The sequence below is a fragment of the Anaerospora sp. genome (assembly GCF_032013335.1).
Classification (GTDB): Bacteria; Bacillota; Negativicutes; order Sporomusales; family DSM-15969; genus Anaerospora.
Genome location: NZ_DALZUO010000025.1, coordinates 42,296 through 64,092, shown reverse-complemented (window position 1 = coordinate 64,092; position 21,797 = coordinate 42,296). Strand labels below are relative to the sequence as shown.

19 protein-coding genes are annotated in these 21,797 nt (G+C 42.6%); 6 read left to right on the top strand and 13 right to left on the bottom strand.

Annotated elements, in window-relative coordinates:
- The 3 genes from RTR76_RS16920 to RTR76_RS16910 all read left to right on the top strand — a co-directional run.
- A partial coding sequence (locus RTR76_RS16920) for a hypothetical protein (RefSeq protein ID WP_312522926.1) occupies nt 1-542 on the top strand: 542 nt, incomplete at its 5' end.
- Between the two features lie 853 nt (nt 543-1,395).
- Complete coding sequence (locus RTR76_RS16915; RefSeq protein ID WP_312522924.1) at nt 1,396-2,151, top strand: dienelactone hydrolase family protein; 756 nt, start codon at nt 1,396-1,398, stop codon at nt 2,149-2,151.
- Nucleotides 2,152-2,448: 297 nt separating this feature from the next.
- Nucleotides 2,449-3,354 carry a DMT family transporter gene (locus RTR76_RS16910; RefSeq protein ID WP_312522922.1) on the top strand — a complete coding sequence of 302 codons (906 nt, stop codon included), beginning with the start codon at nt 2,449-2,451 and terminating at the stop codon, nt 3,352-3,354.
- A gap of 112 nt (nt 3,355-3,466) precedes the next feature.
- Here the strand turns inward: RTR76_RS16910 and RTR76_RS16905 are convergent, their stop codons facing one another.
- Entirely contained in the window at nt 3,467-5,050 is a 1,584-nt protein-coding gene (locus RTR76_RS16905) for a hypothetical protein (RefSeq protein ID WP_312522921.1), read from the bottom strand.
- A gap of 201 nt (nt 5,051-5,251) precedes the next feature.
- Between RTR76_RS16905 and RTR76_RS16900 the strand changes: the two genes are divergently transcribed.
- On the top strand, nt 5,252-6,193 hold the full coding sequence (locus RTR76_RS16900) for a 1,4-dihydroxy-2-naphthoate polyprenyltransferase (RefSeq protein WP_312522919.1): 942 nt from the start codon (nt 5,252-5,254) through the stop codon (nt 6,191-6,193).
- Between the two features lie 8 nt (nt 6,194-6,201).
- Here RTR76_RS16900 and RTR76_RS16895 read toward each other — a convergent pair whose 3' ends face one another.
- Entirely contained in the window at nt 6,202-7,404 is a 1,203-nt protein-coding gene (locus tag RTR76_RS16895) for an MFS transporter (protein WP_312522917.1), read from the bottom strand.
- A 90-nt stretch (nt 7,405-7,494) separates the two neighbouring features.
- Nucleotides 7,495-7,821 (bottom strand): antibiotic biosynthesis monooxygenase, encoded by a 327-nt coding sequence (locus tag RTR76_RS16890; RefSeq protein WP_312522915.1) that lies wholly within the window; start codon nt 7,819-7,821, stop codon nt 7,495-7,497.
- A 209-nt stretch (nt 7,822-8,030) separates the two neighbouring features.
- Here RTR76_RS16890 and RTR76_RS16885 point away from each other — a divergent pair, with 209 nt between their 5' ends.
- Nucleotides 8,031-9,095: an HD-GYP domain-containing protein gene (locus RTR76_RS16885; protein WP_312522913.1), complete on the top strand. Its 1,065-nt coding sequence runs from the start codon at nt 8,031-8,033 to the stop codon at nt 9,093-9,095.
- Nucleotides 9,096-9,221: 126 nt separating this feature from the next.
- Here the strand turns inward: RTR76_RS16885 and RTR76_RS16880 are convergent, their stop codons facing one another.
- The 6 genes from RTR76_RS16880 to RTR76_RS16855 form a co-directional block, all read right to left on the bottom strand.
- Nucleotides 9,222-10,079, bottom strand: a complete 858-nt coding sequence (locus tag RTR76_RS16880) for a YitT family protein (protein ID WP_312522908.1) — start codon at nt 10,077-10,079, stop codon at nt 9,222-9,224.
- Nucleotides 10,080-10,305: 226 nt separating this feature from the next.
- The gene (locus tag RTR76_RS16875; RefSeq protein WP_312522904.1) at nt 10,306-11,583 is read right to left on the bottom strand and encodes an ATP-binding protein; all 1,278 of its coding nucleotides are present in this window, start codon (nt 11,581-11,583) and stop codon (nt 10,306-10,308) included.
- Between the two features lie 317 nt (nt 11,584-11,900).
- On the bottom strand, nt 11,901-13,067 hold the full coding sequence (locus RTR76_RS16870; RefSeq protein WP_312522895.1) for an iron-containing alcohol dehydrogenase: 1,167 nt from the start codon (nt 13,065-13,067) through the stop codon (nt 11,901-11,903).
- 51 nt (nt 13,068-13,118) lie between these two features.
- Nucleotides 13,119-16,058 carry an ABC transporter substrate binding protein gene (locus tag RTR76_RS16865; protein ID WP_312522894.1) on the bottom strand — a complete coding sequence of 980 codons (2,940 nt, stop codon included), beginning with the start codon at nt 16,056-16,058 and terminating at the stop codon, nt 13,119-13,121.
- Nucleotides 16,059-16,222: 164 nt separating this feature from the next.
- Nucleotides 16,223-16,693, bottom strand: a complete 471-nt coding sequence (locus tag RTR76_RS16860; protein WP_312522892.1) for an HD domain-containing protein — start codon at nt 16,691-16,693, stop codon at nt 16,223-16,225.
- Nucleotides 16,694-16,713: 20 nt separating this feature from the next.
- Complete coding sequence (locus RTR76_RS16855) at nt 16,714-17,616, bottom strand: EamA family transporter (RefSeq protein WP_312522890.1); 903 nt, start codon at nt 17,614-17,616, stop codon at nt 16,714-16,716.
- A 210-nt stretch (nt 17,617-17,826) separates the two neighbouring features.
- Between RTR76_RS16855 and RTR76_RS16850 the strand changes: the two genes are divergently transcribed.
- Nucleotides 17,827-18,324 (top strand): N-acetyltransferase family protein, encoded by a 498-nt coding sequence (locus RTR76_RS16850; protein WP_312522888.1) that lies wholly within the window; start codon nt 17,827-17,829, stop codon nt 18,322-18,324.
- Nucleotides 18,325-18,408: 84 nt separating this feature from the next.
- Here RTR76_RS16850 and RTR76_RS16845 read toward each other — a convergent pair whose 3' ends face one another.
- The 4 genes from RTR76_RS16845 to RTR76_RS16830 form a co-directional block, all read right to left on the bottom strand.
- Nucleotides 18,409-18,888: an acyl-CoA thioesterase gene (locus RTR76_RS16845; protein ID WP_312522887.1), complete on the bottom strand. Its 480-nt coding sequence runs from the start codon at nt 18,886-18,888 to the stop codon at nt 18,409-18,411.
- Nucleotides 18,889-18,930: 42 nt separating this feature from the next.
- Nucleotides 18,931-20,256 (bottom strand): hemolysin family protein, encoded by a 1,326-nt coding sequence (locus tag RTR76_RS16840; RefSeq protein ID WP_312522885.1) that lies wholly within the window; start codon nt 20,254-20,256, stop codon nt 18,931-18,933.
- 212 nt (nt 20,257-20,468) lie between these two features.
- Entirely contained in the window at nt 20,469-21,269 is an 801-nt protein-coding gene (locus RTR76_RS16835; protein WP_312522883.1) for a D-alanyl-D-alanine carboxypeptidase family protein, read from the bottom strand.
- Nucleotides 21,270-21,302: 33 nt separating this feature from the next.
- Nucleotides 21,303-21,761, bottom strand: a complete 459-nt coding sequence (locus tag RTR76_RS16830) for a DUF441 domain-containing protein (protein ID WP_312522881.1) — start codon at nt 21,759-21,761, stop codon at nt 21,303-21,305.
- Nucleotides 21,762-21,797: the final 36 nt, after the last annotated feature.

The window sequence follows — 21,797 nt, the reverse complement described above, 5'->3', positions numbered from 1 at the left end:
CTACCGGAGCTACTGGCACTACCGGAGCTACTGGCACTACCGGAGCTACTGGCACTACCGGAGCCACCGGCGCTACAGGTGCTACGGGCGTTACTGGAGCTACTGGTGCTACAGGAGGAGTATTAGGTTTTGCAGATTTTTTTGCATTGATGCCTCCCGATAATGCTGCAACAGTTGCTCCAGGTACAGACGTAAGTTTCCCACAAGATGGACCTACTAGCGGGACTACTATCGCCCGTACTGGTCCTAGCAGCTTTAACTTAGCTGCAATCGGAACTTATCAGGTCCTGTTTCAAGTAAGTGTAACCGAGGCAGGCCAGCTAATTTTAACTCTCAATGGCGCTGACCTAGCCTATACGGTAGACGGGCGAGCAACAGGTACTTCTCAGATAGTAGGTTTAGTTCTTGTGACTACGACAGTCATCAACTCAATACTCACTGTACGAAATCCTGCTGGCAATTCAACAGCATTAACAATTACGCCATTAGCCGGAGGAACAAGGCCTGTTTCAGCGCACCTTGTTATCACTCAACTCGCATAAAGTAATAAAGTTCTTAAATTGCTTTTTAGCCCTCGATTCTTCCGTTAGGAATTCCGAGGGCCTTATTTTCTTCCTCAGACCCTATTTGTACAACATTTGCACAAATAAATAGGATATTACTTATTGACAATAAATTATACTTACCTATTTGCCCAACGATATATTCTTCCGGCACTACTGGGTCCACTGGCATTAAGGGAAACACCGGCGATATCGGTGCACGGGTGCTACTGGCGTTGCCGGAGTAAAACCGAACCAATTCACCCTTTATTTAAATGGCTCTGTTTCCAGGCGAGAATAGAATATATATAGGCCTGCAGCTAAACTGCAGGCCTATATATATTCTATTCTTTGTCTTGGGTAGGTACCCGATTGCAAACATACGCATTTCAGGCATATCCGCATGAGGGGCAGTTATCCTTTATGTCCTTGGTTTTCCACACATGACCGCAAGCAGTGCATTTATATCCAGTACTATCCAAGTGCTGTTCACTGTGTTGAACGGCACTTGGGTTTTCTTTCGGGGTCGGATCAACCACCTGGCAGACATACGCATTACAAGTATAACCACAGGATGGACATACACCACTTTTCGTTTCTTGAACTGACCAAGTAGCACCGCAGGCAGTGCATTTAAAACCTTCCTCCCTAGCTTCGGACTTACTTACATAATACTGAGTCATCCTTCATTCCCCCAGATATTTACTTTTAATGTGTACTTTTGCTCTGCGTTTTTTGTTTTCTTCCAAATTCAACATATTAATTAATAATAATTATTCAATTTGCAGGAAATCTTTCCTGATTATGGAACTGGTTTATAACTAGTTACTAAATAATGAGGAGGTCATATTCCATGCGTATTTTGCTTATTTTTCTAGTACTAATATCCGTAAGCTTTTCCTCTGTTTCAGCCCAGATTCGCAGTGAGATCATTGAGTACAAACAGGGTGATACCGTAATGGAAGGCTATCTGGCCTATGACGATTCGATAAAGGGTAAACGAGCGGGAGTTCTTGTCGTACACGACTGGACAGGCGTAGGCTCTTACGTACGCGCACGGGCACAACAGTTGGCTAGCTTAGGTTACGTTGCTTTTGCTCCAGATATCTACGGAAAAAACATTCGCCCTGCCGACAACAAAGAGGCAGCAAAAATATCTGGCGAACTTAAAAATGACCGTTTACTGCTACGCCTGCGGGTTAATGCCGGACTGGATATACTGCGCAATCATCCTCTGACAGATACGGACAAACTGGGAGCTATTGGCTATTGTTTTGGCGGTATGACCGTATTAGAGTTAGCTCGAAGTGGCGCCAAAATTGCAGGTGTAGTCAGCTTTCATGGTAATCTTGATACCTCCGGTGAATCTAACGCCATTCATACGAAAGTACTCATATTGCACGGAGCTGAAGACCCGGTGGTTCCCCCATCGCAAATCACTGCCTTTGAGGACGAAATGCGCAAAGCAGGAGTAGATTGGCAGCTTAATGTTTACAGCGGAGCAGCACATAATTTTACCAACCCCAGTTCTCCCGCTTACAACCGCCAGACAGATAAACGATCTTTTGAGGCAATGAAGGATTTCTTCACTGAAGTTTTCAACCCTTAAACGATCTTCTGTTATTCTGATTTTTTAAAAAAACAAACAAAAGTAGAAAAAACCGGTTGCTAAAATAATGCCCAAATAGTAATTCGCAATGAAGAGCGAATTACTATTTTTTTTGACAGTGCGAGAGTCCCATAAAATAATCAATACGGCTGTCAAAAAAATCCTATAATAAGATACAGCGCTTGTCTATCCTTATGAGCAACCTGTCCTCCCCGCATAGATTGGGGTTGCTCAAATGCTGAAAATGACATACAATAAAGGCATTGTTATAGTATCATTTAACAAAGGAGTTCACTTATGAAGCTAAAGTCAAATCTATTATTATTACTGGCTGCCGCAATTTGGGGATTGGCATTTGTTGCCCAAAGAGTAGGCATGGACTATGTAGGACCCTATACCTTTAACGGCGTGCGATTTGTGCTGGGAAGCCTCTCACTGCTACCGCTGCTGTTTTTTTATAAGCCTTCATCATCCCAAGCAGAAACAACAGGTCAAAGCTATCGATTGGATGCTCGCGCTGGTTTTTTGGCAGGTACTGTTCTTTTTATTGCCGCTTCATTACAGCAAATTGGTCTGATATACACTACAGCAGGCAAAGCGGCTTTCATTACATGCCTATATATCGTACTAGTCCCCATTTTAGGCATTTTTATTAAACAGCACATTCACCCCTGGACCTGGGGTGGTTCACTGTTTGCCGTAGCCGGTTTGTATTTTCTATGCGTTAAAGAAAACTTTTCCATTTCGTACGGAGATATTTTGGAACTTATTGGAGCTTTCTTCTGGGCTATTCATATTCTCTTAATTGATCATTTCGCCAGTAAAGTAAATACCCTGCGACTAGCCTTCTTTCAATTCGCCACCTGTGCTGCCTTTAGCCTTGCAGTTGCGCTTTGGATCGAGACCATTACCATTAGCAGCTTGCTCCAGGCAAGCACGCCTATTTTGTACGGTGGTATTTGCTCGGTAGGAATCGCCTACACGCTGCAAATAGTTGGTCAAAAAAATGCTTCCCCTTCACATGCCGCTATTATTCTCAGCCTGGAAACTGTTTTTGCTGCAATCGGTGGTTATCTGCTTATCAACGAGCACCTAGGCTTACAGGAAATCATTGGTTCTGCACTTATGCTTACAGGTATGCTTCTGTCGCAGCTGCAAAACCTAAAGCCGGGACAATCTGAATCTTCAAAGCCAGCAGTTTAGAATTCTCTATTGCTTAGAGAAACATATTTGCCTACTATTGCAGTCGTATAAATTCAGGAAAAAAGAATCCAGCAGACTCTTCTTAAGAGCCCTGCTGGATTCTTTAACTTTATTAACGGAAAATCTGCTTAATAAGTTTTTCAGCTACAGCCCGTTTTAATTCTTCTTCTGCTGCAGGCATTTCATTCTTTTTCAGTCTGTCCAGTACTTCCTGGCTCAACTGTTCAGGGTAGAAGGTTCCAAAAGCTGTCCTCACTGCTAAGTCCGACAATTCCATTGCCGTACCACGCTTAACAAAAAAGCCGGTAAGCTGCTGAAACGTTATGCCATAGGCTTTACCATTATGTATGGCAAAGTTTCCTTTAGTAATAGCCTCTTCACCCCGGCCACTAACATGACCGGTAAAACTAAGCGGTCCCTGCACATCTTTATCTGTCAGCCGCGAACTCTCCAGATTGCTTCCGCTTACATCCAATTCATAGCTTTGATTATCCACATATACCGCTCCGGCAGCAGTAAGTTGGCCTTGTTGGAAAGTACCTTTCACATCCTGCAAAGCAATCTGGTTATCGCGGAAATGAAAACTTCCGCTTACCGCATCAACAGCCATACCAGTGAAGCTAATCTGGGGCAAACTAAATGCCCCCTTAATCTCCGGTTCCATCAACTGCCCGCTTATCTGAATCTGAACAGCTAGCGGACGCTGTGCCGTCAGCCCGGTAACAAGCGCTGCCGGATCAGCATCAGGCAGCGTAAAGCTCATATTAAGCGCCTTTTTATTATCTTTAAAGTCAATAGTCCCCTGCCCCACTGCCTGTTGCCCATACAACAGCATGGCCACTTCACTAAACTGAATTCCGCCTGCGTCACCGGTAAACTTTCCTTGACCGTCACGAATATTTAACTTTCCAGCAATATTCAGCCCTGCAAAATCCCCTTGTGCTTTTATATGCAGTGCCTTTTGCTCGTCTTGAGCTGCCACTACCGTTAAGTTTTCAAGCCTTCCTCCATCAACATAACTAAGTGGTAAACTTGAAAATAACTCACTCAAGTCATTTAGTTCAACTGCGCTAGTCTTAAGAGTTAGTTCTCCCGGCGTCTTGCCCCAATGACCTTGTACATTTATTACCGATTGAGTTACTTTACCTTGCAGATTCACTTCCATATCGGGAGAGTTAACAAAAGCAAGTGATCCTTTAACATCCTCTACCGTTTTACCTATTTGACCGGATTGCAGATGAAATTTGCCTGATTCAAACTCAATCTTACTATGAAAATTTTGTTCTCCTGACGGTTGACTATGTAATAACCCATCCCAATTAAACTTACCGTTTTCCTCTGTCAGCCAAATCTCGCTTCCCTGCACTGTTACATTCTCCACCTGCGCCAGGCCCAAGCTGCCACCCGTCAGATCCGTCCAGCGGTACAGCATTTTCATAACCGGGATCTTCGCTAATAAATTGCCTTGTTGATCGTAAAGAAAAATATTGCGGACTCTGACTCGCCCCGATAACGTCAAGTCAATATCTCCAACTTCCAGCCGCCCTGTCAATTGTTGTTCTACTCTTTGAACAAGAGTATTTTGAATGGTCTTGCCGATCCACATTGCAAAAAACTGCCAAAATAATATCATAGCCGCTACCAATAAAACTGTTACAGTTAGCGACTTCTTATGGTATAGTAGAATTTCTCTCATCTTACATCCTCCCACTAGCACGGAGCACCATTGCTTATTTTTCTAGTTTATTCCATTTCTCAATAAAAAAACCTCTAAATATTTATTTCCGGCAAAATTATTACTCATACCGTGATCGATTTGGAGATTAATTTATTTTGACAAAAAGCATTTACCCACAGTAAGAGATCGGTTACGATAAGGAAGGAAAGGAGAGTAGGTATGGAAATACAAATAAAAAACAATCAATCTGAGCTAATGACGTCTTCAAAAACAAACTGGATGATTTGGTGGAATTTACTCCGCCCTCATACATTAACTGCTTCCTTTGTCCCTGTAGCTATTGGCACTGCATTAGCGCTGCCCATCAGCAGTTTTCAGTTACCTTTGTTTCTCGCCATGCTCTTTGCAAGCATGCTGATTCAGATTGCAACTAATATGTTTAACGAGTATTTTGATTATAAAAACGGGTTGGATACCGAAGCCTCGATCGGCATTGGCGGTACTATTGTCAGAGATGGAATTGCGCCAGCCACAATACTGACCCTTTCTCAATATACCCTGGCCGGGGCATTTTTATTGGGTATATATATTTGCCAGCAAAGCAGTTGGTGGCTTTTACCTATTGGACTTTGCTGCGGTGCTGTCGGTTATTTCTATTCAGGTGGTCCTTACCCGATCTCAGCGACTCCACTGGGAGAAGTAGTCTCAGGCACTTGCATGGGACTCATCATAATTAGTATTTCCTTTTTTCTGCAAACAGGTACTGTCACAAGCGAGTGTGTCCTGGTCTCTATTCCCACTTCCATCTTAATTGGCGCTATTTTAATGGCGAACAATATCCGTGATTTAGATGGCGATAAACAACATGGCAGAAAAACGCTAGCCATTTTACTGGGAAAAAAAGCCGCGACTACCTGCCTTATGTATATGTTTACTCTATCCTATCTTTGGATACTTATGCTAATGTGTACCGGTATTACCGGGCTATGGAGCTTGTTAACCCTTATCAGCCTGCCAAAAGCATTTGCAGCCATTCGCGGATTTCGCCGCAATACAACTCCCGAAGCTTTAATGCCGGCTATGGTAGCAACCGCACAAACCAACACCTTATTGGGGCTCACGTTGTCTCTAAGCTTACTGTTGGATTACTTGCTCTCTTAGGTAATAACTTAGCGACTACGTACAACTCCATTTGTTCTTACGCAAGCAAGCAACCCCACCGCCAGTAGAGGCCCTACTGCTAAAATTGAAAAAGCTCCTAAATAACTGCCTGTACGGTCTAGCACCATGCCGGCAGTAACCGGTGAAATCAACGATCCCACCTGCCAAATCCCATTACAGAAACCAATTGCTGTTGCTACATGGCGTGCTGCAACTAATTCACTTATAAATGTATTGAGCACCGGGCCAAAAACAAAAGCTCCTGCCCCCAGCAAAGGCGCCAATACAACCAAATATTGCACATCCTGATTTCTACCGAACAGCCACAGTAATACAGCAAAAAAAGCTAAAATTATCATGCCAGTCTGACGGCGGCGCTGCCGGAAGCGATCAGACAGCCAGCCAACTACAGGCTGACCAATTAAGGCTCCTAGACCAAAAAGCGCCATGGTCTGACCAGACTGCTGTAATGACAGTCCCAAACCATGATGCATATAAGCGTTAGCCCAGGTCAAAGTTCCCCAGGTACCCCACATGGCAAAAAAACCCGCTGCTGCTGTCAGCATTAGATCTCGATTAGTTAACATATCTTTTAATTCAAACTTTAACCCCTTTTTTCCTGCAGCAGATACAATTCTAAGCTCAGATCGACGTGGTAATATCATCCATGCTAAGGCAAAAGCAGCTAATGTAATACTTCCAGCTAATAAAAAAGACGAGCGCCAGCCATATTGTGACGCAATTAGTGGTGATAGTATATTAGCCAGGAGCAGCCCTAAGGGAGCCGATGTCATAAACAATCCCATCGCCATTGCCCGGTGCTCGGCGCTGACATGATCGTAAACTCCTTTTACTGCAGCAGCCAACACAGCACCGGAGCCAAAACCGGCTAGAAAGCGTAAAGTAATCCCCTGCAAAAAGCCGGTCGTCAGCGCAAGTCCGATTGTAAATATCCCCATCAGAAAGAGAGAGTACAGCAGCACTTTACGGCTGCCCCACCGGTCTGCCAGCATCCCGCCCGGAAGCTGCGTAAGTAAATATCCTAAGAAGAAAGCACTCATAAACCCACCGGCCTCAGCAGCTGTCAAGCCCAATTCACCAGCAGCCATTGGGATGATCGGCGGCCAGGAAAGACGGTCAATAAAAGAACAAAGAAAAGCCAGCCAACCGCAGGAAATTACGCGTAAGGCAGTCATCCATTTTTGTTTCATCCACTACACTCCAATAATCAGTATTCACTAGCGATCTACATAAATGACCTACAAGCAAAATGTGCCTGTAGGTCATTTATTTTAAACGAGCTAACCTATAAAAAAGGTGTCTCGTTCAACTTTGCAGACCCTCAATCCAAACTCACTATACCAACAGGTCTTCCCCTCACGTTGGGCTTCAACATGGAGCGATTGGTTCTTAAACTGCTCGACAGCCTCGATCGAACACCAATAGGAAACCGTAATCCCCATGCCGCCAGCATCTCTAACACTTTCAGCACCAATAAATCCCTCTTGCCGGGCTGCAAGCTTCATCATCTTTTCCGCCATGTTACCATACCCCTGATCTCCTTCAGACCGCTGAGAGGTAAAAATAACAGCATAATAAGGAGGCTGCGGTGTTGTAGTTATACACATACTTCTTCTCCTGTATTTATTTTCATTTTATCATAAAAATCAATTTACTCCAGTTATCTTTTGACAAACCACATTGATAAATTGGGGATGGTCCTGCTAAATTAGGTCAAAAGCAGGACATTCATCCGATTGTTTCTTAATCCGGTTTACAGTACCATATAGAGTAATTGATATAAGAGACAGTATTGCGGGAAGGAGCTGTTAACATAATGACATCAGTAACACAGCTTTATAACGTTAACCAACTTACACCTGGAATGGAACTTGGTCAACCGGTTTTAAACCAGAAAGGTACCGTACTGTTGGCTGAGGGAACCGTCTTAAATAAAGCACTTTTAGACCATCTTTCCAGGCTTGGTGTCGAATCGGTAGGCATCAAGGAAACAATACTCCAACAAAGCACCGAAATTACCTTAGATTCAAAAAGCCTGGAGCTGCTAAATCAAGCCGTTGAACAAATCAAGTCCAGCTTTCACACCATTGAAAAATACGGCAAAGTTCCTATGCAGATTTTTGAGAATATAGCAGCCAATCATCTTAGCCCTTTAGTTAATACCCATTCTGCTGCCAACTTCTTGAATATTGACCGCCCCAAAAGTGATTATCTATATAACCATTCCATTAATGTGGGGCTATTAAGTGGTCTTATTGGAAAATGGATGGGCAGTAGTGAGGAAGAAATTTCTGCGTTAATATTAACCGGCTTGCTCCATGACATTGGTAAAACACAGATTCCTCAAGACGTTATTAATAAAACAGGCAAATTAACTCCCAAAGAAATGGAACTTGTTAAATTACACGCCACTTACAGTTATCGTTTGCTGAACGATCTTCCTAATATCCCTCCGACCGTAAAATTTGGTATTCTTCAACATCATGAGCGCTTAGACGGAAGCGGTTATCCTGGCCGCTTCAGAGATGACAAAGTCCATCGGTTTGCCCGGATTGTAGCTATCGCTGATATTTATTGCGCGATGACCGCAGATCGGGAGCACTCAGAAAAGTTCAATCCTTTTGCAGCTGCAGAAGAACTGGCAAAAGATATGTATTCTAAGCTAGATACCGAAATATGCACCACATTTCTTACTAACTTCTGCACCTTCATAATAGGAAATAAACTGCAATTAGAAGATGGCCGGGAAGTTGAAATTGTCTATACTGGTCATTTCTTAAACCTCAATCCGCTCGTGCGAACAGCCGAGGGAGAAATATTAACGATTACTAACTGGCGTTCTATTCGAAAAATGACACCCTTTAGTGCAAAACTTACCTAGTTGCTTCATTACCATCGGCTGCCTGTTAGGCAGCTTTTCTTTTATAGCTGAAAAGCCTGCATACCGGTTTAATTCGGCATGCAGGCTTTTATATTCACTGATGAAATAGCACTCTACACTATGAAGCTAATGGATTGCTTTCTTTTTAAACTTGCCACCCATGACTTCGTGTACATCATTAATTGTCAAAAATGCATTTTCGTCTATCTCATCCACAATAGATTTCAATTTAGCCATTTCAAGTCGAGTAATTACTGCATAGAGCACATTTTTTCGCTCTTTTGTATAACCGCCCTCGCCATGAAGAATCGTTACGCCCCGTCCTAATCGAGCTAACAAGGCATCAGCAATTTCATCCGGTTTGTCTGATACAATCATAGCTGCTTTTGATTCATCAAGACCCTCTATGACAATATCCATTACCTTAAAGATAATAAAATAAGCAACAAGGGAATACATTGCTTTATCTAAGGTAAATACAAGGCCGGCACTTGATAAAATAAAGAGATTAAGGAACATTACAATTTCACCGACAGAAAAACTCGTCCATCTGTCAAAGATAATTGCTACAATTTCAGTACCATCGAGTGAACCACCAAAGCGGATAATCATTCCAACTCCCAGGCCAACAATGATTCCGCCAAAAACGGCTGCTAAAAATAAATCGTTTGTTACTCCAGGAATAGGATGAAAAACATGGGTCCAGTACGACAGTGACGCAATCGAAAACAAGGTTGACAGGGCAAAAGTTTTGCCAATCTGCTTATATCCCAAATAAATAAACGGTATATTTAATACAACTAAAAATAAACTTAAAGGCATGCCAGTAAGATAGCTTGCCATAATAGAAATACCAACAATACCGCCGTCAATGATGTTGTTAGGCACCAAGAAAATTTCCAGCCCAACTGCGGTAATAATTGAGCCAATAAAAAGCATTACGTATCTTTTGATTTCCTGTATTGTTCGATTTTTTTTCGCCATTAGCAACCTCCCAATATTGGTTATGCAATAACATACATACCAACATCTTCAATTATTTTTTTCTGGTTCGTGTGCTGCAATCGCTGAAGCAGTGACTCCCGCAGCTTTACGAAACTATCCTCCTCCACTAGAACTTACTGCTATTGATTATTTTCTCCATAATAACGCTTAATTCCTGTATTTTATTACATTATTACAATATAGCTGTTGTTAGCTCTATTTTGATCTAACTTACTGTTCTTTCTAGTACTTCTTTGATTGAAAACTTAACCTGAAAAGTTGTTCCCGCTTCATTTGTCTTAATATCAATGGCAGCATTATGCCGAAAGGCAATCCCGTAGCAGACCGGCAATCCAAGGCCTGTCCCACTCTCTTTTGTAGTAAAAAAGGGAGTCCCCAGTTGATTCAACACATGTTTCGGGATACCAACGCCGTTATCGGCAACTTCCAATATAACAGACTGGTTGCAAAAATAAGTTCGGATTTTAACGACACCCTTTTTAGGCATCGCTTCCATTGCATTTTTTACTAAATTTAAAAACAGCTGCCGAATTTCACTTTCATCTAACAGCAATAACGGTATGTTGCACAATTCATAGAAAATAAGCTGATCATTTTTAATTGCTTCTGCATTCAGCAAAGGATACATCGCTTCCAGTATCCCGTTTAATGACTTAACCATTCGCTTTTCGGGTTTGTCTTTAGCTAAAGATAAAAATTCGCTAATGATGCAATTGGCTCTATCCAACTCATCTATCATAATATGAAAAAATTCCTTATTGGAGGCGGTCGCTTCCTTTGCTAGCAGCACTTGCAGGAAGCCACGTACGGTAGTCATGGGATTACGGACCTCATGTCCTACTGATGCTGCCATTTGTCCAATCAAGTCCAGCCGAGCCAGCCTCTCAAATTCTTTGGAGTTTGGAGAAATAGCCTGACATCGTAAAGACAGCAATGCATGTCCAAGATTATCAGCAAGGCTGACTAACATATTTCCTGCCTCCTGATCAAAAGCCTCCGGCTGAGCTGCATACACGACAAGAATGGCAGACGGCACCTCTTCAATACATATCGGTAAAGCAATCGCCGATTGAAATCCTCGCTTAATTGCCCCGCTGCGCCATGGTTCATAGGAACACTCCTGCTTTATGTTCCGTACAATTACAGCCTGACGCCTGCGCAGAGCAACGCCAATCGGTCCATATCCGTTAGGAGTATCATCCGCCCACGTCACCATCATTGAAGCTAAGTAGCCCTCTTCTTCCCCCCAGGAAGCAATGGGGCAGACGGTTTTCTTTCTATCGGTCTCGACATTTCCCACCCAGGCTAATTTGTAGCCGCCTGTCTCAACTATAATGCGGCAGATCTCTTGAAGCAGCGCCGCCTTATCTCTTTTTTGCACCGAAGCCTGCAACGCCTGTACTAACATTTTTAAATCACAGTTTGACCGTTTAACCGCATCTTCAATAGGAGTTCTTTTGTTTAGCATCATCACGTTATTCATTATAACCCCTCACTACCTAGTAATAAGTTGAATATAATACTATATAATCATTTATATAATTTGTATACTTTCTACCTTACAGTTAATCTATTTGTTAATAATCCATTCGCTATTTTCCATAATTCTCCTTTTTACTTTACATAGCAAGTTTTATCAAGTATTGTAACTTACTGTCAATATCGCTCATTCAAATGATAATACATCGATTTCAACTGATTATGTCTCCTTCAAGAGCATGGATATTTATACGTTAAAAAATAAAGACCGCTTATCATCTCGCTCTGTTGTACGTTCAGATGATAAGCGGTCTTTATTTTTTAATGGTTCCCAAATGCATTTGCAACAATGATTCGTAAATCGTCTATTGCCAACTGGCGAGGGCTATTTGCCAAAAGTCTGTATGTTGCAGCATCAGCACAAATGCATTCTAAGGCATCCGCAGGAATTTGCACATCTGCAAGTGTAGCTGGTATAGCAAGATCTTTTTTCAGCGTATTAACTGCTACTATAGCACGCCTTTGCGCTTCTTTATCGGGCAGCTGATAAATATCTTCTCCTAGTGCCACCGCAATATCCCGAAGCTTTTCATTGCCTGCCTGCCAATAATAATCCAAAACATATGGTAACATAATCCCATTAGCTACACCATGAGATATACCGAATTGGGCACCTATGGGATGTGCGATGCCATGAACGGCTCCCAAACCAGCATTCGTAAAAGCTGCTCCAGCCATTAGACTCGCTAAGGCCATATTACTGCGTGCTTCTAAATCATCTCCATGTGAATAAGCAGTTAGTAAATTACTGCCGATAAGCTTCACCGCCTGTATGGCAAGACCATCGGTTATGGGATTCGCTCTTACGGCAACATAGGCCTCTACCGCATGAGTCAGGGCATCAATACCAGTTGCTGCCGTCACACCAGAGGGCATACTAGTATGTATCACCGGATCAACAATTGCTAAAAGCGGCATCATTAATTCATGTGATACACCGATCTTTTGCTGTTTTTGCTTATCTGTAGTAACAGCTGCAGCCGTCACCTCGCTGCCGGTACCGGCTGTAGTAGGTATACAGATTAAAGGAATTCCACTTTTTGTAATTGTCCGTCTGCCGTAGAGGTAGTCCCGAATTGAGCCGCCATTGGCATTGACCATATTGATTGACTTAGCAGCATCCATTGGACTCCCCCCGCCAAAGGCTATCATTGCATCAGCCTGAAACTCCTGCAGTATACAAACTCCTTGTTCTACAGTTTCTACACTGGGATCAGCCTCAACTTCTGAAAATAACTGAACCTGAATTCCTGTCTGCTCCAATTGCTCCAGCAGCGCCTGCAAATGAGGTGAATTTTTGGTAGATGTCCGCCCTGTTATCACGAGAATTTTTGTAAAGCCCTTGTCTTTACAGATTGGAGCAAGATTTTTTACAACATCACGGCCAAAAACTACTTTAGTAGAAATTCCAAAACTAAAAGCGTTCAAAACAACTCCCCCTTAGCATATATTCGCAAATCTTCTACATCCTGTGACACCCTATTGCAATTCCCTGAGCAGTTTCTCATTAGTATGTAATAAATCACGAACTTCACGTTCAGGTACAGGCTTGCTGAATAAGTAGCCCTGTACGACATCACAGTGATACTGAGTGAGCTGTTCCAATTGCGCCTGGGTTTCTACGCCCTCAGCCACTGTTTTGATGCCGAGCTGGTGCGCTAGCCGTATAATGACTTCTGTCAATTGTTTTTCGCTCTCTTTGCTTATCAGATCATCAATAAAAGACTTATCAATTTTCACAACATCTATTGGCAATTTTTTCAGGTAGTTCAGGGAAGAATATCCTGTTCCGAAATCATCGAGATAAATACCCATTCCTATGTCTTTAATTAATCTAAGCTTATCGATATTCGCCTCAATTGATTCCATCAGAATACCTTCGGTTATCTCCAGACCTATCCACTCGGGAGCAGCACCCGTTTCCTCCATAATGTTGCGGACTGACTGAACAAAATCACTTTGCATTAATTGCACAATTGAAAGGTTTACCGTCACTTTAAGGTTCTCATACCCTTCCTGCCGTAAAGCAACAATAAAACGGCAGGCATTGCGCAGTATATGTTGTCCGATCGGTATAATTAAACCGGTTTCCTCCGCTAGGTCAATAAATTGTGTCGGCATAACAAGGCCCTTTTCCGGGTTATACCATCTGATCAGAGCCTCAAAGCCAATAATTTTTCCTGTAGATACTTCAACAAAAGGCTGATACCATAGCCGCAGCTCATCATTGACAATAGCCTCCCGCAAGCTCCGTTCCAGCAGCACTTTCTCCAATACAGCCTTCTCCATCATTCTATCAAAGAATATACATTTATTTTTTCCCTGAACTTTGGCTTGGTACATTGCCAAATCAGCATTCTTCAACAATTCTTCTTTTGAAGACCCATCTTGTGGAAAGATTGTTACCCCAATACTTAACGTAACATCAAAATTCTTTTCATTAATCTGGAGCGGAACGCTAAGCACATCCTGTATTGTTTGAGCAAGGCGCGCAGGACACTGTTGATCTTCCACGGACTTTAGTAAAAGAACGAACTCATCGCCGCCCATTCGGAAAACAGAACCTACTCCCTTACTGCTGTCAGCAAGCAGGTTTCCCATTACAACAAGCATTTTATCACCGTATGAATGACCAAATGTATCATTGATGACCTTAAAGTTATCGATATCAATAAAGAGCAATGCCCCTGACTGGCTTGCAGGGTAGTGATCCAGTAAATCTTCTAATTCTTTCTCTAAGGCCGCCCTGTTGGCTAAGCCGGTAAGAGAATCATGATAGGCCAAATAATTTATTTTTGCCTCATGTGACTTCCTGTCCGTAATATCGGTGAGCGACCCAGCCATTCTGAGAGGCCGACCACTGGAGTCAATCAGTGCCTTTCCCCTCAGCAACAGCCATGTATGACCGTGGGCAGTATTCATTTTCTCCTCTAATACAAAATATGCCGATTCTCCTGAAAGATGTTCATCCAGCTGCGCTAGTACCAGAGACAATTCTCCTTGCGGGATTTTCTCCTGTAAGAATTGTCTGAATCCCTGGAGCTGGTTGGAACTAATCGCCAAAAGTTCACAGCAGCGATCAGAAAAATATACTTCATCCCTGATGATATCCCAGTCCCATAGACCATCATTAGCTCCCTCAACGGATAATTTGTATCGTTCTTCGCTCTTACCCAAAGCATCACGGACATTAGCAGTCTGTTGGTATTGGTGCTGCAGTTCATCCTGAGAGGCCAGCACTTCTTCGTAAAGCGCTGTTATTTCCTCATTATTTCGTTTCAAATTTACTTCTGCCGTTTTTCGTCGCTTAATGTTGCCAATAAGCACAACAATATAGAAGATTAATACCCAAAATGCACATATTACTGACCAGATTATTTCTTTATTTGTTTCATAGAACGTCAGGGGATTATTAATGATGACACTGTTAGGCGGTATTTTGCTGACCGGCAGTTTCAGCCTCTCAAGCTGCTGATAATCCACTGTCACGACGCCATTAGCCGGACTAACCGGCGCAATATCAGACGGCTGCTCACCCTGGAAAATTCGCATACCAAGCTCAGCAGCATGTTTTCCTTGCTGAAGGCCGCTCACGACACTTCCGCCAACAGTGCCTACACCTACATTAAAATCATATAATATATATATGGGAATGCGGCTATTTTGGCTGAACATCTGTGCATAACGGGTTAAATCCATATTTGTTCCTGCAGCGTCCCGACTGTAGGTTGCGATAAGAACCGCGCTATTGTCAGGAGCACTTAATAGCTGCCTGTTAATCTCCTGATAGCTGAAATCATTCATATGTACTACCGACAAGGGGAGTTTTTGCTTATGAACCGCCGATTCAAGCAATTCTCGCGCGGCCAACCCACTTTCCGTATTATCATAAATCAAATAAAGCTGCTCTAAATCCGGAGTTAAACCATTCATAAGCTTGAGCGTGCCTTCAACGTCCATAATTTCATATACACCGGTAACATTGCTCCGCCCTGCAGCCATTTTCTCTGCTGATGCAGGATAAACTCCACAAAAAACAATTGGCGCATTATGAAAAAGCTCAGTCTGGTAGTTCAAAGCAAATTCCAGCGCCTTATCATCTGTAGTCATAACAATATCAATTGGCCGCTGTGCATATTTACTTTTAAAAATCTGATAGAAAAGCGATATATTATCCGGATTGGGACTATTCTTCCAATCGAGATATTCAATATAAAATGCAGGTTCAATACCAGCCTGATTATACGTATTGATTATTCCTATAGTCTCATTGTCAGTCCATGGCATATTACGATCATACGAATTAATTATAAGAATGTTCGGATTTTTATTGATTGCAAAAACAGTACAGGGAAACGTCGACACCATAAGCTGGATAATGGTTACGCATACTGTCACAATCCATCCTTTTTGCCACATTTGCCATCCCACACTTTGTTGTCCCTATAACGGGTATTTTAATTTGCAACAACACCTATTTAATTTTTATAAATACTTATTATTTTTTAGCTATTTTCGCTAATTTTCTTGCGATTTCCTGCTGTATTTTGTAAAAAAATAGCATATTAGGCAATGTTTTTCACTTACCCAACCAGTTCTTTAACAATAAAACTTAACCGCTTGCGCTGCTCTTCCCGTTCTAAGGGCAGGCCATACTGATAGCAATCAAGCACATCTGCATCTTTAACAATTTCCTCCAGCCATGTACCAACTTTTTCTTTGCTGCTATGATTTCTTACTGCTTGAGACAGCATTTCTGTTTCTTCTTCATTGAAATAGCCGGTCTCTGCAAGAAATTCTTTTGCTGGTCCGTAGCCCTCTTCAGCATGATTATTTTGTTTTCCACTTAAAATACGGCCATAATCATGAATTGAACAAGCGATCGCTGCAAGCTCCGCATTTTCGCCCCTTTTCAGAGCAAGCAATTCACCGACCTTTGCACAGCTGACCAGGTGAATTCGTTCCCAATCTAAAGAGTGATCTCTGGAACTGTTATCTTCGCATGTATTGATTTTATTTAATAGTTTCACTTGAATTTCAAAAAGCCGATTCACAAGTAAGACCTCCCTTTTCTTCATGGATTATTCGTTTTCTGCGGCCTGCGGCCGAGCCAGCGGTCACCGATAACATGGATCAATAAACCGACCATAATTAATACAGCACCTGCAGTCTGCCAAAGAGAGATCTGTTCTCCCAATACTAACGAGGAACTACTCATACCAACAATGGGTACAAGCAGCGCTAAAGGCGCTACTACGGCAGCAGGATAACGGGAAAGCAATTTCGCCCACAAACCATAGCCAATGAGTGTGGCAAAAAAAGCTAAGTAAATAACGGCTCCGAAACTCTTCCATGAAGGAGCACGCAAGACGGCCGCCCACACAGCCTGACCCTCTATAAACCAGGACAGCAATGCCAGCGGTATAATAGCAACGGCTCCTGCCCATACAACTAAAGACAACATGGAAAATGGCGGAACGCCAATTGTGGCCCGGCGCATAATTACATTGCCGGTCCCCCAGCAGGCCGCAGCGGCCAGCGTCAGGCCAAAGCCAATGACGGTCATATTGCCCCCCTGTTCAGAACCAATGATCGCCATACCACAGACTGATAAAATTAGTCCGATAACATGATTGAACTGCCACTTTTCACCAAGCCAGACAACTGCCACAAGCAATGTAAAAAAAGCCTGTGACTGCATGACTAACGAGGCCAGGCCAGCAGGCATGCCTGCTTGCATTCCCCAAAACAGAAAAGAAAACTGCCCCACATTGATTGTTAAGCCTAGAATAATTAGCCAGGACCAGGCAACCGGCGGGCGAGGCAGAAAAAACAAAGCAGGAAATGTAGCAAATAAAAAACGCATCGTCCCTAGCATGAGGGGAGGCATATCTTGCAAACCCACTTTAATGGCAATAAAATTGAGACCCCATACAATAATCACGATTAGGCTGATGACCAGATCCTGTCGTTGCATCGTAACTTACTCCTATTTATTATCTTTATATATTTTTTAACCTACAGTTAAAATCCTGCCAGATACCGTCACAGCCGATTCGGGCAAAGCAGAGAAGTTACACAACTCCCTGCTTAATAAGCATATTCGATTATAACATTACACTAATAAGCGTACAAGGAGTTTACACGGTTTTGTCGAAAACACGATTTGTTAGGAGGAATGATCGTCATGAACAACTACTACTTTACTGAAATGACGGAAGATTATCTTGAGGATGTACTGCAAATTTATACACACTACGTACTGTATACAACTGCTACTTTTCATACGCAGCCATTGACCCGTAGCGAAATGAAAGAAATGGTCTGCTCACCTGATCCCAAGTATAAGACCTTTGTGTTATTAGATAAAAACAGGGTTAGCGGCTATGTGCTGCTAACCCGGCACAAGCCCAGAGAAGCTTACGATGAGACGGCCGAAGTAACCATTTATTTGGATCCTTCCTGCAAGACAAAAGGACTTGGCAGCTTAGCACTTTCTCATATTGAGGAATATGCAAGAACCCAGCCGCTGCATACGCTTGTAGCGACTATATGTGGGCAAAACGAGGCCAGTATCCGCTTATTTGAAAAGAACGGGTACACAAAATGTGCTCATTACAAAGAAGTGGGAAAAAAGTTTGGTCAGCGTTTGGATATTCTCGGCTACCAAAAAATCATTCCTTGATCTTCACAGAATAAGAAGGCCTGAATATTTACGAAAGTAAACATTCAGGCCTTTGTTTATAAACAGATGTTAATGCAGCAATTATCAACTTTTGCTCTTTTGCGCTTTTTTTGCTTTATATAATTCATATCTCTTTTTGCCCTCTTCGAAGGCCAGTTTCTCTTCAGGCGTATCAAGCAGAAGCTCCGGCACCATATTGGGGCGGCCTTTTTTATCTAGCGAAACCATTGTAAAGAAGGCTGACAGTGCCTTTTTACGACCTTCGTATTCTAAATCCTCTACTTCAACAGTAACAGCTACTTCCATAGAAGATTTGCCAGCATACACAACCTGCGCTGAGCAGATAACCAAATCACCAATAAAAATGGGAAGATGAAATTCCAGTTCATCAACTCTTGCTGTGACAACGTTAGAGCGGGCATATCTGCGGGCAGCGGCATACGCCGTCGAATCCATCAGCTTAATAATTTCTCCGCCGTGTATGTTCCCTGCCACATTAGCCTGACTAGGCATCATAACTTCACTAATTACTAGTTTAGACTCTGTTGAAGATCTTTGCATCATTCTTACCCCCATCTAACGTTTTCCTCAGGAAATGGTACCGCCCTATTCAAGCTGATACGCCTCTTCATCATTTTCTATTTTACGTATCAAAATACGGTTAATCCGCATATGATTAATTTCTTCAATTACAAATTGATAATCTTCGTAAAAGATCTTCTGCCCAACGTGTGGTTCAATTCCTACTCTGGAATAAACCCAACCTCCAATTGTGTCGAAATCCTCAGAATCAAGTTTAAGGCCTACTATATCACTTACTTCTGCAATCAGCATTTTGCCGTCCACAGAATAGGCATTGCCTTCACGTATTTCCACTAATGGCCGTTCTTCATCAAACTCGTCTTGAATTTCACCAACAATTTCTTCTAAAATATCTTCAATTGTGACTAGTCCGGCTGTTCCACCGTACTCGTCAACCACAAGGGCCACCTGAGAACGTTCCTTTTGCAGGATCTTCAGCAAATCACTAATTTGCATAGATTCAGGAATAGCAATTACGTCTCTTACCATATTGCGAATATCAGGGTTTTTCTCCTGCACTACGGCTTTTAAAAGATCTTTTATATGTATGAAACCAATAATGTTATCTTTATCGGGGTCACATACAGGATAGCGGGTCAATTCTTCTTCAATTGCTTTATTTAAATTGTCAGCAAAAGTGTCTTCTGCATATAAGCAGACCATGTCAGTCCGTGGTATCATTACTTCCCGCGCATTGCGCTCAGCGAATTCAAAAATATTGTCAACAAAAGTGAGCTCTGTTTTATTGATAAACCCTTGCTTGTGGCTTTCTTCCATGAGAATGCGAATTTCCTGCTCCGTATGTGCGGCCTCGTGCTCATTGGCCGTTTGTATACCAGCTAAACGGAGAATCCAATTGGCAATCGTATTTAGCAACCATATCGCCGGATACATAAGTTTATAAAAAGCAATTAAGGGAACTGATGTCCATAGTGTAACACTGTCTGCTTTTTGTATTGCCAATGATTTAGGTGCTAATTCACCCAAAATAATATGCAAGGCCGTAATCACTGAAAAGGCAATTGCAAATGAAACGGTATGCACTACCTGAGCGGAAAAACCTAAGTCCGTCATAATTGGTTCAATCAAATCAGCAATCGCCGGTTCACCAATCCAGCCCAACCCTAATGATGCAAGGGTTATGCCTAACTGGCATGCTGACAAATACGCATCTAGATGATCTACGAGCTTTTTTGCATATTTCGCTCTGGTATTTCCCTCGCTCACCAAGGTATCAATACGGGTACCTCTGACCTTAACCATCGCAAATTCAGCTGCCACAAAGAAACCATTCAATAACACCAGCACAATTACAAACAATAAATTAAACAAGGTAGACGCAGGATCCAATAAATTCCTATCTCCCTTTAAGCAGAGAGAATAGGGTTCACCTCCTCAAATTATAACTATTGCTTTATCGGTAATCCGACAAAGTATTGATATCCATTATAGTAATAGATTGGTAATATCACAATGGGCAGGTTGATTCATATTAAACCGGACTAGGGCTTATCTATAGCAAAAACCGGCTCTAGGTTCTTCACTGGCAGTCGGACTGCGCCTTACAAGCCTAGCTGTTGAAATCCGTAGTTTAAAAGTCTTGCAGCATCATCCCAGCGTTCATCACTGTTCAGCACAACAGCAATCAGTTCCACCCCTTTACGATTGGCTGCCGCAACTAAGCAATCGCCCGCCGCTTCCGTATAGCCAGTTTTCACACCATTGGCACCGGTAAATGTGGCCAGAAGTTTATTGGTATTCCTGACATGCGTGCTAGACCGGTTCAAAAAATGCACATCATAATCACGAGTGGAAACAATACGGGAAAATGTTGGATTTTGCATGCCATAGGCCGTAATGAGTGCAAGATCATACGCAGTTGTGTAGTGATTAAAAGGGTCCGGTAAGCCATGGGGATTGCTGAAGTTCGTGCGGAATGCTCCAATTTTCTCTGCTCTTTCATTCATCATTTTCACAAATTCCGGTATCGAACCTGCTACATTTTCAGCGACAGCCTCTGCGGCGTCATTACCGGAAACAAGCATCATGCCATATAAGGCTTCCTGCAGCGTCAGCCTATCTCCACCTCTTAGCTCCAGGCTTGATCCATCGCAGGCGGCTGCCTGTGAACTGACAACGACAGTACTGCCTAAATCACCTTTTTCCAATGCTGTTATTAACGTTGTAATTTTAGTTGTACTAGCCGGATACATGATAGCATCAGCCTGTTTCGCAAACAATACCTGTCTGCCGGCAACTGCCATAACGACGGCTGCTTCAGCTTCTATTTGCGGAGCGGCTGCGAAAGCACTGCTCATCGATACGATACTAATGCATATTCCCACTAAAATTCGTTTAAACATGGTTTTCTCCTATGTAGTAAGGCTGCTTGCATGTCAAGAGCCGATTTTATTATAAAGTCCCAGCACTAGCGACAGCATCCCCGCCGCTATTAAGGGCCCTACAGCAATTCCCTGAAAAAAAGATACTCCTACGATTGTTCCGATAATCAGAGAAGTAATTGCATCCGGTGACAGTTGAAAAAAGCTTACTCCTCTCCCTCCCAGCCAGGCTGCAAAAATTCCGATAGCCACAGCTAGTACACCCGCCGGTGTCACTAAAGAATCCGTCATATTCTTGAGACTAATGCGGCCTGATGCTATTGGTGCCAAAATGGCCAGGGTAAGGATGATTATCCCAATATTTATCCCTTTATTCTCCAGTACAGGAAACCAATTATCAAACCCAAGTAATTTAATGATCAGCAATATTGACGCCGCAATGGAAACAGACTGGTTCTGCCCGATTACAGATAAGACCAGGATAATCAGGATCGGCAAATTCTCCAAAGACATATACTCACTCCTAACATCGCAGTACACTATTCAGTT